The organism is Legionella pneumophila subsp. pneumophila str. Philadelphia 1 (assembly GCF_000008485.1).
Taxonomy (GTDB): domain Bacteria; phylum Pseudomonadota; class Gammaproteobacteria; order Legionellales; family Legionellaceae; genus Legionella; species Legionella pneumophila.
Genome location: NC_002942.5, coordinates 1642686 through 1660354, shown reverse-complemented (window position 1 = coordinate 1660354; position 17669 = coordinate 1642686). Strand labels below are relative to the sequence as shown.

Here is a 17669-nt window from a genome sequence, read left to right as displayed (position 1 = left end):
AATATATGCAGCACAGCAAAAAAATGAAAGGACAGTCATGCAAAGGGCCTAAATAAAAGACTAAAGAATTATTAAGTGCAGTATTTTGGATTAGTAATGTTTGATAACACATTTGCTAATATTTAATTCATCATAAATTAAGTATGATTATTCCCAGGAGTAATGAATGATATTAAACATTCGTAGAATGAAAGATAGTGATATTGAAAATGTCTATTCTATCGAAACAAATGTTCATATTGCCCCCTGGAGTAAAGACATACTAAGAGATTGCGTGCTTGTTGGTTATGATTGCAGAGTTCTGGAAATCAACAATGGAGATAGCTCGATCCTTGCTGGATATATCATATCCAGAATAAGCAATAATAGTTGTCATATATTAAATTTGTGCATTGCCAAACCATTACAATCAAAAGGTTTGGGGAGAAAACTATTACAAACAGTTCTTTATTCTTTATCAAAATATACTCAAACGGAATCAGTTATATTAGAGGTAAGGCCAAGTAACAGCGCTGCATTACATCTTTACGAAACAATGGGATTTGAAAAAGTAGAAATTAAAAAAGACTATTATAAAGATAAAAACAGTGTAGAAGACGCAATCCTCTTAAAAAAACTACTTCATCACTAAAATAAAATATTCTTACTATTAAAAATTTTATAGGAAAATTTTAAGTCAAGACTGTTTTTTCATTTTTTCTTTGTTATCATGTAGGAGTTTTCAAAACTTCTATGTGATTTATTCACATGTGGATAACTTTTTTCATATTCTAATATTTTATTTTCCTAACCCATTAGTTGATGGTTAATCTGTCTTATTTCACAAAGGTTATTTAATGTAATTATAAAATTTTTATCCACAAAATCTGTGGATAAACTTGTGTATAGTACTGTGAATTCCTTGAATCAATGGTATCAAAAAATGTTGTACTGGCATTAACCAGCAATTTTAAATAATCAACGCAATGAATCTTATGCTTGTATGAGATATTCCATAAACATTAAAGGACGCATCTTCCCTTGGGGCTTAAGAAAAATCTCAAGATCCAGGTAAAAAATGTTTTTTAGGAGGGAATTTAGATAAACCAAATGATTGAATTATAAAATTTTTTTAACTAAGAGATTGAGTTTTGCAAAAAGTTAAAAGATCAATTATTTTGATTTTACAAGCCACGGATAGAGGATTTAAATTGAAGACTCTCGTCATAACAGGAATCAGTAGAGGTATAGGCCTGGAAATTGCTAGAATTTTCCTTGACAAAGATTGGACGGTTATTGGTACTTCCACCAGCGGATATTCTCCTATAAAACATAAAAACCTACGCACATACAAGTTAGACCTAGCCATTTCGGAGCACATCGATGCATTTGCAAAAAATTTACCTAAAATTGATGTACTGATTAATAATGCCGCCGTGTTGCTTGAAGAGTGGAATGAAGAAAAAATTAATATGTCCTTATTGAAAAAAACCTTTGCAATTAACCTGTTTGGTACAGTTGAGTTAACTGAAAAATGTATCCCCAAGTTCAATGATAGTGCACAAATTATTAATATCTCTTCAGGGTGGGGAGCATTTAGTTCCAATAATTCCCCCTTTCAACCACATTATAAAATGTCAAAAGTCAGTTTGAATATGTATACTAAATTGCTTGCGGAAAGACTTCCCCAAATAACTGTATCCAGTTTTGATCCAGGTTGGGTTAAAACAAACATGGGAACACAAAATGCAAAAAAACTTCCCAGTGAAACGGCACTGGAAATCTATGAGCTGATTAGTATGAAGAAAAAAAGCGGCTATTTTTGGTTTAATGGAAAACCAAGGGATTGGTAGCCAGTTAAATTTCAGTTATTCTCAACTATAAAATAAAGCATCAAAGGAGTGACAAACGTGAGTTTCGATTTTATAAAATCAATATGGATTGCAGCTCTTATAGGTATAACACCAACCTTGTCTTATTCAGAGTCCAATATTCAGTATCAAGAAACACTACAATCACATTGCTTTGAAACCTGGATGAAAAAAATGGATCCATCAATTGACAAAGAAACATATAAACAATTTGGAGATAAATATTGTCGATGCATTTCAACTAAAAATCTCGATAATAAAACAGGGGTTCAAAAAGCAATTAGAAATTGCATGCCACAAACAATTTTACATGATGCCATGGATGAGCTGGAGGAAGAAGTGACCTTATCAGAAGTAACGACACAAACAATCGAACAATATTGTCTTAATAGATGGAGCCTTATTTATCCCAACCAAAGTGATGAAGATAAAAAAACAATTCAGGCTTATTGTGCGTGTGTCAAAACAAAATTATTAAGTTTTATAGAGCAAATAGAAAAAATATCAAACAGGGAGTACAATGAAGCCATTAATGATATTAATACGATTTGCTCGGAAAATTTAAATCAATAACATAGTATAATGTAATTAAATGTCGACTAAATTAATACTCACATTGAGCACCAGCTAGTTCTAATCCTTTTATGAAAGGCCTATTCATGTCAAGTAAAAATACCCATAGCACTTTACTCAATAAGCAAGAAATAAACTGGATTTTAGAGCAGCGTATTACAAGACTGACTGACAATAAAGAAGTTTTAATTTATCCAATGGGAGCAGAACGCTATTTGTCATCTGCTTTATCTGGTCATGAAGAAGAAAGGTATAATTTACACAGTGAAATCAAAGAAAAAAATGTCCTAATAATCCCTGGATATGGTAATAGCGCTTTTTTATTTGCTCAAGCAGGGGCCAAATCTATTCTTGTTTATGATAAAGATCCCGTGACTATTGCATGGGTAAAAGCATTTAAAAAATATTACCATTACAGAGAATACAATAATAATGGGAAACCCTATCCTTCAATAGGTGAACTTCTGACAGCTCTCACCAAATGGTATCCTCCTCTACTTAAACTACCTTCAGGAGTGATTAAAAACTCTGTATTTTGGATAATTAACCCTAAATTACTAAGAAAATCATATATTTATTATATGCTGAAACTCACCAGGCAAGCTGTGCAATTAAGAGTTCAAAATGAATTTGAGTTCGATCATCATATAGAGTTTTATGCGGGTGAATTAAAACATCTGATAAAAAATCATCCGTCAAAAACATTTGATACAGTATTTGTTCCTTATCTCTTAGGTGTACAAAATGGAATAGAAAAAGAGAAAGATATTGTTAGTTTTATTAAGCAATTAATAGAGCTTGTACCCTATGGTCATATTTTAGTGACCCCTTCAAAAAGCACTAAAGAATTCCATCTGGTTGGGCAAAGTTACTTTTGTACAACAGCTTATTCTAATATACAGTCCATTCCTGATTTAAAACCTTATGTCATTGCAGAAGACAGTATTTGGTTTAAAACTCAAGGACTTGCAGTATTTGGTATAAAACCAGATGCAGAGAAGCGTTTGTGAAAATAAGACTATGATTTATTGTATTAGAAAACGTGCTTTCTCATTCTTTATCAAGAAAGGGGAGTATTCACCCCCCCCCCCCAAGTTTTAGGCAATATCAATATCTCACTCTATTCCAAATCAGGTCATGAAATAAGAAATCAATGCAATTGATAAGCATTTTCCTTATTTCCATCAGCAATTAATTGAGCTGTTCTATCCTGCATCGTTGATCCCCCATGAAAAGTCAAATGGATTGGTAATGGGAGATCTTCTTTTACCTTATCCAATCCCTTTTTTGCCATTGTTCTCACATCAGATGAAGTAGCATTAGAGTAGATTATTTTTAAAGTGCTAATCATCATAGCTTGCCTATTTACATCGTATTTATCCCAATAAGTAAATTTTTCAGTTAGATTGGCAGCCAAAGTTGGATTAATTTTATCCAAGTCAAAAATGGCATCAGCAACCAGTTGGTAACCTTCACCTGTAACAGAATGAAATCCAAATGGGTTTTTTATAAATGATCCTAGCAGAGCATACACCTTGTTAGGATTAGACAAATCAAAATCACCATGACGCATTAATTTTTTTACCCGCTCTATCACATCAGGGGAGTGCGCTAATGCTTGAATACTGAACCAGTTATTTACGGCGCCCGGATCATTTTTCCAATAATGATAATAATCCTCTAATGCAACATCCGCTTCCTCACAATTTATTTCGCATAACATGCTTAAAGCCAAAGCAGTCTCTGTCATATTTTTGCCTAAAGCATCCTCAAATTGAAGAATCAGTTTCTCCTTTGTTTTTTCAAAATCAACATTTAGCAAATAAGAAAAACATACGGATTTTAAACGCCGCAATCCCGCTTGCTTCAAATCAAAACCTTTTAATTTTTGTTTATCATCATCCCCAGATATTTGTATTCTAAAAAGGAGATTATAAAAATCCGTTTTCAATTCATTTGCAAGGGCATTTTGTATTAATTGACGCCCCTCATTTAATTTTTCAAAATCAGGCTTATCCTGATTTTCAATCAACTCTTCTAAAGACGGTAAGGTAATTAATTCAGCTAGCATCCATTCATTTAAAGAGTTATCAGAAAGTAATGCCTTGTAAACAGCGAAGAACTGAGGAGATAATTCTATTTTTTTCCCTATACAAAAATCGTTAATTAAAGCTGAAATAAGTTGCTTTGCTGCCTCACAACGATTATACAAATTAGTGTCGAATTGCATCAACAATAATAAATCTTGATAAGAATATTCATATTTCATGTGTACAGGGGCAGAAAAACTACGTAATAACGATGGAATAGGGCGGGTCTGGATATTTTCAAATTGAAACTCGATTTCCTCCTGATCAACGATTAATAATTTATCAGCTACAATTTCTGCCCCCGAACTATCGAGCAAACCCATAAGGATAGGAATGGGGCGATTTCTCCCATTGACTGTTTTAATTTTTAAAAAATATTGCTTTGTATCTGGATTCAATTCATCTGTTACTATCAATTCAGGAATTCCAGATTCAGTAAACCAGGACAAAAAAGAACGAAGATCTTTACCAGAAGAGTTGCTAATTGATTCAATAAAATCCTCCAGAGTAACTGCACCTCCATCATTATCCTTAAAAAACTTAGCTACTGCTTCAATAAAGGGTTCTTTACCTATAAACAACATCATCATACGAAAAATATCAGCACTTTTTTCATAGGCTGCAGCAGTATATAGGCTTCTAACTGCTGTGTAGGCACTTTGTCGTGGTGCTCTTTCATCCAAATTCTTGCCATCAAGTAATCTTATCAGATCAGTACCAAACAGCTCCTCTCTGAACATAGCAGCTCTAAACGTAGTAAGACCTTCCTTTAATGGTAAATTAAACCAATCTCTTATAGTGACTCGATCTCCTGACCAATAATGAAAAAACTCATGGGCAACCACTTCCAACACGCGTAAAATGCCTAAATCGGTTTTAGTTTCAGGGCTTGCAAATAGATTTTCTGTATTAAATAAATTTAATCCGGTTGGCTCGGAAGCACCTGACGCATATTTATCAACCCCGGCTACCATATGTTGTCTCAAGGCACATTCTAAATTAAAAGTACGTTCATCCCATGCCATTGCTTCTTTCAATACTTCTTTTGCAAAATCACATTTTGATGTGGCTGATGGTGGAACATAGAATTCGATGGGTAATTCACGGCCAGATTTTGTTTGATAATAAGTGACTGATCGCTGTAAATTGCCTGCGACCAAAGCAAATAAATAACTTGGCTTTGGGACATCATCCAGCCAGGTTACAGAATGCAGACCCAAAGGAAGTTCTTTTTTCTCAATTAGCACACCATTTGAAAGTAGAACAGGATAATCTTCCTGATTTGCGATGATAGTGGTTTTATAAGTCGCGAGATTATCAGGTCTGTCTGGCAAATAAAATACTCGGCGTAATCCCTCAGACTCTGCCTTGACTAAGGCCACGCCCTCTGTTTCATACAACCCAAACAAATCGGTATTTTCACCGAGCAGAGAGGTCATTTCTATAGTAAAGGGGGTATTTTGAGGTATGTTTTTAATTATTAAAGAATCTTTAGTTAGCTCATATTCATTTTCTTTCAATAAATTATCGTTCATTTGTAACGATACTAATGTCATATTCTCACCATCCAATACCAAATCGTTTGAATGTGAATCAACATTCAGGTTGGGAACTACTGTAAGACGGGCTTTGGATTCAACTGGTTTTTTGCTGAGATCAATTTGCAAATCAACGTGAATTACAAAATAATCAAGGCTCTTATAATCGCTTAACTTTTTTACCTTGGATTGATCTGTTTTCATAAATACTCCCTGTTTTACCAAAAAAACTAAAAATTAATATTCCTTATTTCAACTGATCAAAAACCATGTTATCCGCTTTCAGTTCAGTGAAGTCACAATATAAGATCAAGATAGTAATTTCAATCGAGCTAGTGCTTATTTGTTAGAGCAATAGAAGCACCCTTTGCATTCAAAGGATGCTAATTAAATAACCGTACGATTTAAACTGGCTACAGCCATAGTATAAAAGATTTAATCTCAAATACCATATTGATTTGCCAAGGTTGTCTCTGGTTTAGGAATACTTTGAAGCTGCTTTAGACACTCATTGGGATCAAGGCTGCATTTGCCAAAAAGAGAGTAATTATAATCCTGAGTTACCCCATAACCCATGCATCGATCCCCAGTCGCTACAATCAGATCATGAGCATAATCAGCCAGTTTCTTTGCTGCATCTTCATTTCCTCCAAGCCTTGCAACTAAATCCTTCATCTTCAGACTATTAAATTTTCCTTTGTCATAGCATCTCATGAGGTCCAAATCATGAGCCAGAGCCATAAGTATGCCCGAGGCAGAAGAAATTCCGGGCTTACCGGTGTCCAAAGCTTCAGCCCAATATTGAAGCTCGCTTTCATCGGAAAATAGTGAAGGAATTAATGACGATTTATTGGTAACCACATGATTTAAAAAACCTTTTTGAGCATTTTCTTTGAAAGTAGCATAGATGTGCTTGGAATACTGTCCATTGTATGCTTCCTTAAATGCCTGCTGGTAATGATTGGCATCTGTCCAACTCATATCGTTTTCACGCCCAATTACTGAAAATAACATCATGTATTGTGCTTTTTGTATTTCTTTTTGCGTTAATTTTTGGAATTTTGGATCACCTGAATATGCTTTCAAAAATTCAGCAATGACTGGTACAAGCTGTGCGACTCGTAACGTATGAGCAATTCCATGATTTGGCCTGGGAACTAAACCCGAGGGAGTATTTAATGACCAATCCTGTCCCATATTGGACCAATGTTCCCAATCAGCATGCTTTTCCCAAGCTGCTTTTACATTAGCATCTGGCTGCTTCAGTTTAGGATTATAAGGATGTTTTAAAAAATTACTCCAAACAAAATCAATGGCCTTGGAGCCATTAGCAGATAGTAGATAATCATTTTTCTCTATTTCTTTGGTTATTTTGGTATTTACTGATAATGCAGGGCCATTTAAAGAAAGATTCTCCTGATGAAAATAGAAAGTGTCGTTACCTGTTTCATTTTTTGTTGGGCAGGTCCCTAAATGAGAGCCTACTCCGAGATTAGACAACACAAAGTCTCTAAAATCTGTCCTTCCAAAATTAATTGCAATTTCCTTATTCTTTGAAATATAGCAACCTAATTTATTGTCCGGGTATTTAGAAGGTTTAATAAGTACCATATTAGGTTCTTTGATTTCAAAAGGATGAGTTGAGATATTGACTCCTAAACTTTTTGCTTTATCTGTTATTTTATTTAGAAAAAACTCTCGCTCCGTTTGATTTTGAAAAGTAATTCTTATCATCGGACTATCAACGTTTCCTATCGCACTAATAGAAATCGAAGAATCCCCTGACTTTGAAGGATTAAAAAATGCTGGAGAAGTAGTCGCCGGTTTTGTTACGGGAACAATAACAGGTGTGCCAGTCGGTATGAACGTTAATTCAGAATTCACACCTGGAAGTTTATGTTTATGGAAGAAAATAGTATTGTGGTCCTTGAAAATCTCGGCATGTTCTGTTTTCACGCCTACTTTAGGTAATATAAAATGACTCAACTCCACTTTTCCAAAATTAATAGCTAATTTCCCACCTGGGGATATATAACAACCACAAGGATTAATTGGGTAATTTGAAGCTTCTATCAGAAGAGAATTTCCAGAGCCTTGCACTAATGGAAAATTTAGTCCTAATTCGCTTGCTTTTTTCTTTACCTCCTTGAAAAAATTACTTTTTTCTTCCTCACTAACAAATTCAATTTTTAAATTAGGTTTACCATTATTAGAAACCCAAATTATTTTCGTAACCATAATTGGCCTCTACTATTCCCAGGAATATTTGAGAATTATAGTACATTTTGTCTATTAATTTGTTATATGGTTTTGGATAATGACATAAAATCAGGTTAGATGATTTAACGGCTATGCCTAATAAGTAATCTTAGCTTTACATTGAAGCACATGAACAAGTCACCCGATTTGGAGCCATACAACTAACCATAAAATCATCAGGATGAATCATTCAAAGCTTGTTGTTTATGCTATGGGACTTTAAGAATAATCAGCAAGTAACCAAACACATTCAGTGAAAAACTGGTTTGTCAGGTATTTCCCTGATTATTATTCTGGCAAATACCTGATTATATTTAGCGATAAGAGATTATATTGGCAACTTCCGTCAGATCCCTGTTTGAACGATCAGCAAGATCATATGATCCATTTAAAAGAGTATTACTTTCTCTGGAAAAAAACATTCTTAACTGATTTGCATTTTGACGTCTTAACTTAGGTGCCATCAAAGGGTAGCCGTCATTATCCAGAATCCGCTCATTTATTCTTATTGACTCCTGACTTATGCCTTTAGGCAATTTGACTGCGCCGGCATAGGATTCTACAGAATGCAAGGTACCTGTCTTTAAATTAAAAAACTTTGACATCATTTGCTCCTATTGGTTTTATAAATCTCACTTTGATAATAATAAGAAAATGATTAAAATTCACTACTTTTATTTTATGAGGGTTGATTTTATGAGCAAAACGTACACAGAAAAGTTATTTTCATACGGGACCTTACGCTATGAAAAAGTACAAATTGCTAATTTTGGTAGAAAAATGCAAGGCCAAGAAGATGTATTGCAAGGATTCAAATTAACCACGATTGAAATTAAAAATTCAGCCGTTGTTGCGACAAGTGGCGATAATTTTCATCCCATTATTTCGTATACGGGCAATCCCTCAGACAAAGTTCCAGGTATCGTATTTACTATCAGCAAAGAAGAATTAGCACAAGCTGATAAATATGAAGTCTCTGAATATAAACGTGTGAATGTCAAATTGAACTCAGGGGTGAATGCATGGGTTTATATCAATGCTCAAGATCTCTATGGTAATAACCAAGCAAAAAGCTAACTAGCAATAGATATTAGTTCAGAACAAATATATAGAGACTCAAATGGGTAATTCTATTATTAATTTGTAGGAAATGCTTTATTGCCAAGTTATAAAACGAATGTAATGCCCATACGTTATACAATTTAAAAACTAAAAAATACACATCAATAATCAACGAACTCATCAAGGTAAAATGTGTTGTGGAAGTACTCCAATTCAAACTTTGATAGAGGGTAAACAAATACCTCATTATACCTAAGAAGAATAGGGTTCATTACATGCCAATTAAGTCTGATTATTTTGATAATCAGACTTAATATTATAGTAATAATAGTATTCCAATTATATTATTTGCTTTACCATTATGATAATTTCCAAATAGTAATTAACTCTTATGCTAAGAAATAACATTCCGGATCAACACCTCATTGAGCTTTTGAAAGTCTATTATGGAATTGATATTCATACTGTACAACTCATCGTGGGCGGTGCTGATATGAATGCCTTTGGATATAAAGCAGATTCAGAATCCAATTCTTATTTCGTAAAGCTAAAATACGGCCATCATGATGAAATTAATTTATCAATCATCCGTCTCTTGCATGACTCTGGAGTAAAAGAAATTGTTTTTCCTATCAACACACTCGAAGCAAACTTATTTCAGCAAGTGGATCATGTTAAAATAATTGTGTATCCATTTATTGATGCGCCCAATGGTTTCACCAAAAATTTAACAGAAAAACAGTGGAAACAGCTTGGGAAAATATTAAGACAAATCCATGGAACCTCTGTTCCCACCTCGATACAACAGCGATTAAGAAAAGAAACTTACTCGCCTAAATGGCGTGAAATGGTTAGGTCTTTTTACAGTCAAATTAGATTTGATGAGTCTGATGATCAAATTACCACTGACTTCAAATCTTTTTTTAATCAAAATATCGACTCTATCCATCAATTAGTCAATTCTTCAGAAGAACTGTCTAAAAAAATTCGACCTGATTTCGAAAAATATGTACTTTGTCATTCTGACATACATGCAGGCAATGTGTTGGTCGTTGATGAGGAGTCCATTTACATTATTGATTGGGATGAGCCCATGTTCGCACCAAAAGAACGTGATTTGATGTTCATTGGCGGAGGCATTGGTAATGTATGGAATAAACCTCATGAAATTGATTGTTTTTATGAAGGTTATGGTAAAACAAGCATCGATAAAACCATTTTATCTTATTACAGACATGAGCGAATTGTTGAAGATATAGCCGTGTATGGACATGACTTGCTTTCACATGATCAAAATGCTCAGTCCAGACTTGAAAGTTTTAAACATTTTAAGTCGATGTTTGATCCAAATGATGTTATTGAAATAGCTTTTGCATCATATTTTAATCTCTTATTTTTCCGCATTATTCAATAGATAGATTTTTTATCTATCCCCTTGATTAATAATATTACAAAAAATTTTAAATTTTATGGTTTAAAATTTTTTAACTCGTTGTCGATATTCTTTTCAAGGTCTTGGACAATTACTTTTTCATAGGACAACTTAAAACCAAAAAAACCACTACGACTGGAGGTACTTGAGCTTAATGTATTATTTAGAAATGTATTGATAGTATTTAGAATTTGCTCAGCGAGATCACTCAAAAAAACCACCGATCCTGACTCCCTCTCTAAAGATGAAATGGTGCTTTTTATCATTTGTTTCGATTTATCGGCAAAGTCATAGAGTGACTCTAGAGAAGGATTTGAAAATGCCTCATCTTTATTTTTTCTAAGCGACATCAGCAAGTCATTGGCTTTGATTTTTGCCTCAGGATAATTAGTCCCTATATTTTTTATTTTTTCTTCAAATTTATTTAGAATATTATCAATATTGGCACTAAAATTAATAAATTTTCTTGTGGAAATTACGTCGTCTATCCACTCATTATAATCTTTTTGTGTCTTAAAAAACTCCCCCTTAAGACCTAAATCTCGTAAAAGTCGTCGGCTAATAGATATGCCTCCGTTGGATATATCAGTACTTAAATCTTTAACATAATAATCAAATTCACCATCTTTCATTTTCAATAATTGTTCTTTTATCTTTGCTAATTCCGTGGCTGAATCAGGTGTTTTTTTATCCATAGATACTGGAGTGCTGCTGGGAGATAGAGCCGCTTTTTTTCTTGCAGAAATTATGTCTTCTATCCAGTCAACATAATCTTTATCTGTCTTGAAAAACTCATCCTTGAGGCCTACTGCATTCTTGAGCCGCGCAATGATTAAAGCAATCCCTCGTTCTGAGGCATCTCCTTTGTTAAAACAATAATTAAATTCTTTCTCATTCATGTTTAGACATTTTTCTTTAATCTTTGCTAATTCCGTGGCTGAATCAGGTGTTTTTTTATCCATAGATACTGGAGTGCTGCTGGGAGATAGAGCCGCTTTTTTTCTTGCAGAAATTACGTCTTCTATCCAGTCAACATAATCTTTATCTGTCTTGAAAAACTCATCCTTAAGATCTATTCTGTTCATAAGCCGCGCAATAATTGTACCAATGCTGCGTTGTGAGGTATCTCCTTTGTTAAAACAATAATTAAACTCCTTATCACTCATCTCCAGACATTTTTCTTTAAGTTTTTTTAATTCAGCTAAATGTTTCATAATTTTATATCTTAGTAAAAGTGTATTTTGCTTTTGACAATTTAAATTTAATATGGCTATCACATGACATTATAGCATTTTATATGACAAAAATTGCAAATATTGGACTATTTGTATAGAATTTTTGGAACTTTCCATTTGCCCCATGATTTTAAAAAGTGATATTATTACTTCTATGAATCTGATTTTTTATTCAAACCGATTACATCATAAATAGTGATAGGAGCAGCAACTCCCTTAACTTTTACTCTGAGATGCCCATTTAACTCAAGCGAATGATTAACTTCCTGGTAAGTTGCCTCAGAAATTAAAATTTGCCCACCCAAAGTCAGATCCTGAATGCGTGATGCCAGATTAACCGGAGAACCAATTGCACTGTATTGCATACGCTTCTGAGAACCAATGTTCCCTACAATTGCGTAACCTGTATTAATCCCTATGCCCATTGCTAATTCAGGCAAGCTGCTGTTACGGTTCATTGCATTCACCTCTTGCATGATCACCTGCATCTCTAATGCACAGGCTATCGCTCGGTATGCGTCATCACCTCCAGAATGTGGTGCGCCAAATACTACCATAATGGCGTCACCAATAAAGGAATCGACTGTGCCATTGTATTTTTCTATGACATCAACCATTTTTCCGTAATAATTATTAAGGGCAGCGACAATTTTCTCAGCAGGAAAGTGCTCCGACAAAGTAGTAAAATTACGTAAATCACTAAACAGAATTGTAATTTTCCGCTCCTCCCCTCCTAATTTTAACTCTGATTTTGATTCAAGAAGCGCTGCAACAATCTCGTCAGACATAAAACTACCAAATACTTTACGAATAAAATTATTTCGCATTTCAAGTTCTTTTTTAGCTTTTATCAGAGAGATATTTTTTTCTCGAACAGACTTTTCGAGAAGCGAAATATCCAATAGGTTGAGTTGATCTTCTGCCAAAGTTGCCAAATCTTTTAAAATTTGAATTTCAGTCTCATCTAAATTGCGTGGTTTTTTATCTATTGCACATAATGTTCCTACATTAAAACCATCAACTGTTGACAACGGAAATCCTGCATAAAAACGAATATTGGGTTCACTAGTCACATAGGGGTTATTGCAAAATCGCTCATCCAACAAGGTGTCTGAGATTATCATTGGTTTATTTTGTTGAATAGTATAGTGGCAAAATGAATCATTACGGGATATTTTGTTAAGACCTATTCCACAACTGGATTTGAACCATTGGTGTTCAGAATCAATAAAAGAAATAAAGGCAATAGGAACCGATAAGTAGCCCGAAGTGAGTCGGATAATCCGATCAAATCTTTCATCTGGTGGTGTATCCAGAATTTTTAATTCGTATAATGCAGCAATGCGATTCTGCTCAGTAGTATCCAAAGGTTTCTTCATAATTTTCTCAGGATTGTTATCATGATTGGCTCTTTTCTCAGGTGAATAAACAAAATGAGAGGCATAGTGGTTATTAAGATTATAGTACAATACACTCATATTAATTGGCTTAAACCAACGAATAAGCTAATTGTATTTAGCAATGGAAATAAAGTTATGGGTTACTTGTATGTGGCTAACCCTTATTATGGAGGATATATGCAGAAACGGGCAAATAAATAGTATTTAATTACCCGTTTAAAGTCTTAAAAATTTAACCTGATTTAATGATGCAAGGAGGTCTTATCATCAGAGGGTAATATTTCATGTTCAGGTGCTTTATTTACCAATCGTGGAATACCCGAGAGCTCCTTGTTTGTAAAGAAACCAAAGCGTGATGTAGGAGAACTTGAATCAACTGATAAAATCTCATCACTAACAATCTCGTCTATACCACTTTCAGCATCTTTCACAATACTTGTAAGCTCTTTTTCTTTTGGCGCAGGTACAGAGCAATGATAAATAGTTTTACAACTGCCATTGTTACCCAGGACCTTTACAGAACGTATTAGCTCAAATAGTGTATCGAAAGGACTAACCCCCTCTTCTCCTTCTCTAAAACCCAAGGTGTATGGATACTTACATCCTGCGCGAACTCCTTCACATTTAGCTACTACTACCCCTCGTTCACCAGGCTTTACCTTCTTGCATTTAGCCCATCGGCCACCAGCCATTCCGGGATCATCTCCAATTCTTCTAACAATTTCAGTATTGGATAATAGTTTACTATCGGCATCTTCGTGCAATTCTATAGCAAGCATCACTCCATTACGTCGTGTGCCTTTATTGAAATATTTTTGAGCATATTTAAGATCAAAAGCAAAAAAAGTTTCCCCTTTTGCTTTAGTTGATATCTTTTCGTCCTCTTCTTCAAATACTTTTTTCTTGTTACCAAATATTCTCTTTCCTTGATTTAAATTTTCAAGAATTGCCAAATATTCTTTTTCACTGACAAAGCGAAATAAATAATTACTAGGTCTTCCAGTGTTAATGCTAAATTCTGCAAAAGATTCTTCTTCTAATTCGATAGCATCTTGAATATGACTGTAAAGCTTTCCTTCCAATTTCTTGATCTGTTCTTTACGGGCAGTACTCTCCAGTTTTTTACTGTTAGTTTTGCTTGTTTCTTTGCTGGGAGATACATCCATCTCCTCAGAATACTCGGGTACAACATCCAAATCTTCTTTACTTGATTCTGAAATAGTTAATATTTGTGTTCTTTTTTTAGGCATTTGTATTGCTTTACTTCTACGCATCTAACTCTCCTAACATCGTTACGATATACAATGTGTGCTTATATTATTCTTACCAAATCTATTTTGCACATTATCAGCAAAATGAAATGGATTGCAATCTTTCATTTCTAAATCAAAATTACCGAATCGAAATACATTAGATTTAAGAAGAATGCTTGGGCAGCAAAAATAATGTCTTGCTCATTAGCATTCTATGTCTAGCCTAATTCCCTAACAGTTTTTTTGACTCAATTCGCTATTGATTGCCCCTTCAAGATTTTGAGATTGACTAACCGCCAGAGAAGATTTCAAAGCAAAAAAGCCTTGATGCCCGGTGGTTCCAAAAGTTACAGCATAAGCCACAGCAAAGGTCACTGCATTAACCAATTGTTTCGCTAAATTGGTTAAATAATCTCCCCAGCCTAAATCTTTTTGCAGTATTGGTGTTGCTTCCTGAATTGCTCTTTTTGTACTTTGCGCAAAAGAGATTAATTTTTCTCTGCTTGGATCATTAAATGCTTCCTCTTTATATTTTCTCAAAGTATCTAGCAATTCTATAGCTCTTTGTTTTGCAGGGGCATAATAAGCACCAATAGAGTTAATTTCATTTTCGAAATTATTCAAAATGAGATCAATAGCATCGGACTGAGCAAAGTATTTTTTGCTTTTGTGCTCTTCCTCAAGTTTGATTCGTTGCTCTTCCTCAAGTTTGATTCGTTGTTCTTCCTCAAGTTTGATTCGTTGTTCTTCCTCAAGTTTGATTCGTTGTTCTTCCTCAAGTTTGATTCGTTGTTCTTCCTCAAGTTTGATTCGTTGCTCTTCCTCAAGTTTGATTCGTTGCTCTTCCTCAAGTTTGATTCGTTGCTCTTCCTCAAGTTTGATTCGTTGCTCTTCCTCAAGTTTGGCTTGCTGCCCTTCCCTCTTAAGCTTCTCTTGAGCATCAGGAAGCCAGGAAAGTCCATCTTCTCTTTGTTGTTGTCGTTTTTCTACGTCAGACTGAAGTTCACACCATTTAGGAATGTTATCAGAAGAAAAATTAGCTTTTCCAGATACACAGGCATAATGCTGTAAAACTCGTAATGGTTGAGACATAGGTTCAGCTAAATATTCAAAATTTCTCGGGATGGATCTTCCAGATATAGCTTCCACCCAAGATGATGAGACGGCACTTGGGCCTGAGAATTCCATAACCAATGGTTTATAGACAATCCCTTGAAACGACTTCAATAGTTTTTTAATGCCATCGGGAGTCTTAGGATAGTCATTGAGATGTTGTTTTTCTATATGATTTTCAATAACAGATGTAAGCAAATCTTGATTTTGATGCTGAATTGCCTCTTTAATTACAGGTATAAGTTCTTGTGTAGCAAAAGTTTTAGCAAAATACTCAGCGCCAAAAAAAGTTGCAAACGACAAAGCATCCTGGTGAGCTTCTGAAACCGCCGCCCTTAAAGTACATAAATCAAATTTGCCATCTGTTTTTTCAACAAATAATTTATAACCTGGTGAATTTTTTAAACGTACTAACTCTTCGTTTTTGCTTTCCTCAATATATTTCGCGCAGTTTTCATAACGCGCAATGATCTTTTTGGCAACCCCCTCGATTATTTGACGACGTGCCTCTTTATCTTTGCTATAAGCAATCATATCAGTATTGAAAGCCGGGTTTTCCATAGCAGGCTGTTGACCATCCTTTGTGAGCGCTGACCCCATATTAAGTAGAACTGGGAAACCGGAATGAACCTCAACTGTGACTTTTTTATCATTCATTGGTAAATCAATATCAATATAAGTACTGCTTTCTCCAATGATTACATCAACCCAACGCACCAGATCAGATGCTGCGGCAGGATTTCCTCCCTTGCCCTTTCTCATTGCTCCAAGTTCATCTTTGGCTAGATTTAGCAATTGAGCATCAGTTTCACTGACTGATTTTAAATCTATTGAATCTATATCAACCAATTCAATGTTGTTTTCCTTTGCCCATTGCTGAAAATCAATCTGTGCAGTCTCATTCAAGCATAATGAGCTAAAAACAATTCGAGTTTTGCCTGGCTGGTTAAGTTTTGCAGTTTTTTCTACTTGAGTTTTAACATGTTGTGGCATGTAAACTGCTGGGTTATTACTAAACCAGACAGAAAATATATTGGTTGTATCAAATGCGTATTTATCTTCACGACTAACGTCCAACCCCAGAATATTAACATTCCCGTTGCTGAGGTCACTTAGCTCTCTCTTTAATTCTGGAACAACTTTTTCTTTTAAAATTTTAAGTTGTTCTTCGGAAAATGATTCGCTTTTAGTATAGTCACCAGTGCCTCTTATTCTGTTATATAAATCGTTAATCTGCTCTTGGCTAAGCGAAGCTTCTAATCGCCTTGCCAATTGATCGAATATGTAAGCTCGTAATTTTTGAGCTTTCTGAGTCTTTCCACGTTCAACGACCTCTTTCAAAAGATCATTGGTTAATCGATTTAAAGTCTTATTAACAGGAGAACTGCCAACTGTCATAGCTCCATATACTTGAACCTTGTTCTCAACAGGCTTTTTCGCATCTTGAGCAGGCTGATTTTCGACTGTATTAGAAGGAAAGGGAGTATCCAAGTCCTTATTTTTTCGAACCCAATCTAAAGCAACCTCTTTCCCAATTTTAAGATAGAGAGCAAATTTAGTTAAAAACACCTCATTAATCAGTGTTTGTTCATTAACTCCAGTGTTTAACTGGTGAATTTCAAGCAATGAATCAGCCAATTCTTTAGCCATTTGCTCGTCAACAGCGCATGTCGATTTGATATTCTCAATAAAAATTGCCTTTTGTTGCTCTTTCATATATTTATCCCACCTGGTTATAATCTATATTTTCCTGTTGTCTCAACTGGAGAAAACACCAAAAATAAATTAAATATTTACAAAGTGGTCATGAATATATCATAAATAACTTAAGTAAAACTTAAATTACGTTATTAATCTAATCGGA

Annotated in this window: 13 protein-coding genes; 6 read left to right on the top strand and 7 right to left on the bottom strand. The window is 34.4% G+C overall.

Annotated features, from left to right (window positions below; translation table 11 throughout):
• Positions 1–166 precede the first annotated feature (166 nt).
• The 4 genes from rimI to LPG_RS07500 all read left to right on the top strand — a co-directional run bounded on the left by rimI (position 167) and on the right by LPG_RS07500 (position 3433).
• A complete protein-coding gene (gene rimI, locus LPG_RS07515; RefSeq protein WP_010947230.1) occupies positions 167–631 on the top strand; it encodes a ribosomal protein S18-alanine N-acetyltransferase in 465 nt (154 codons plus the stop codon).
• A gap of 559 nt (positions 632–1190) precedes the next feature.
• Positions 1191–1832 (top strand): SDR family NAD(P)-dependent oxidoreductase, encoded by a 642-nt coding sequence (locus tag LPG_RS07510; protein ID WP_015444501.1) that lies wholly within the window; start codon positions 1191–1193, stop codon positions 1830–1832.
• 57 nt (positions 1833–1889) lie between these two features.
• A complete protein-coding gene (locus LPG_RS07505) occupies positions 1890–2423 on the top strand; it encodes a hypothetical protein (protein WP_015444502.1) in 534 nt (177 codons plus the stop codon).
• 86 nt (positions 2424–2509) lie between these two features.
• Positions 2510–3433, top strand: a complete 924-nt coding sequence (locus LPG_RS07500; protein WP_015444503.1) for a hypothetical protein — start codon at positions 2510–2512, stop codon at positions 3431–3433.
• A gap of 140 nt (positions 3434–3573) precedes the next feature.
• Here LPG_RS07500 and pepN read toward each other — a convergent pair whose 3' ends face one another.
• From pepN to LPG_RS07485, 3 genes are all read right to left on the bottom strand, one after another.
• Positions 3574–6255, bottom strand: coding sequence for an aminopeptidase N (pepN, locus tag LPG_RS07495; protein WP_015444504.1), 2682 nt, complete (start codon positions 6253–6255; stop codon positions 3574–3576).
• A gap of 237 nt (positions 6256–6492) precedes the next feature.
• Entirely contained in the window at positions 6493–8289 is a 1797-nt protein-coding gene (gene lem10, locus LPG_RS07490; protein ID WP_010947225.1) for a Dot/Icm T4SS effector Lem10, read from the bottom strand.
• 335 nt (positions 8290–8624) lie between these two features.
• The gene (locus LPG_RS07485) at positions 8625–8918 is read right to left on the bottom strand and encodes a hypothetical protein (RefSeq protein ID WP_010947224.1); all 294 of its coding nucleotides are present in this window, start codon (positions 8916–8918) and stop codon (positions 8625–8627) included.
• An 88-nt stretch (positions 8919–9006) separates the two neighbouring features.
• Here LPG_RS07485 and LPG_RS07480 point away from each other — a divergent pair, with 88 nt between their 5' ends.
• Entirely contained in the window at positions 9007–9387 is a 381-nt protein-coding gene (locus tag LPG_RS07480; RefSeq protein WP_015444506.1) for a gamma-glutamylcyclotransferase family protein, read from the top strand.
• A 376-nt stretch (positions 9388–9763) separates the two neighbouring features.
• A complete protein-coding gene (gene aph(9)-Ia / locus LPG_RS07475) occupies positions 9764–10786 on the top strand; it encodes an aminoglycoside O-phosphotransferase APH(9)-Ia (RefSeq protein WP_010947221.1) in 1023 nt (340 codons plus the stop codon).
• A gap of 53 nt (positions 10787–10839) precedes the next feature.
• Here aph(9)-Ia and lem9 read toward each other — a convergent pair whose 3' ends face one another.
• The 4 genes from lem9 to lgt3 form a co-directional block, all read right to left on the bottom strand.
• The gene (gene lem9 / locus LPG_RS07470; RefSeq protein WP_010947220.1) at positions 10840–12081 is read right to left on the bottom strand and encodes a Dot/Icm T4SS effector Lem9; all 1242 of its coding nucleotides are present in this window, start codon (positions 12079–12081) and stop codon (positions 10840–10842) included.
• A gap of 110 nt (positions 12082–12191) precedes the next feature.
• The gene (locus tag LPG_RS07465) at positions 12192–13517 is read right to left on the bottom strand and encodes an adenylate/guanylate cyclase domain-containing protein (protein ID WP_010947219.1); all 1326 of its coding nucleotides are present in this window, start codon (positions 13515–13517) and stop codon (positions 12192–12194) included.
• 164 nt (positions 13518–13681) lie between these two features.
• Positions 13682–14713 carry a Dot/Icm T4SS effector RavX gene (gene ravX / locus LPG_RS07460; protein WP_010947218.1) on the bottom strand — a complete coding sequence of 344 codons (1032 nt, stop codon included), beginning with the start codon at positions 14711–14713 and terminating at the stop codon, positions 13682–13684.
• Between the two features lie 210 nt (positions 14714–14923).
• Entirely contained in the window at positions 14924–17521 is a 2598-nt protein-coding gene (gene lgt3, locus LPG_RS07455; RefSeq protein ID WP_010947217.1) for a Dot/Icm type IV secretion system effector Lgt3/LegC5, read from the bottom strand.
• Between the last annotated feature and the right edge of the window lie 148 nt (positions 17522–17669).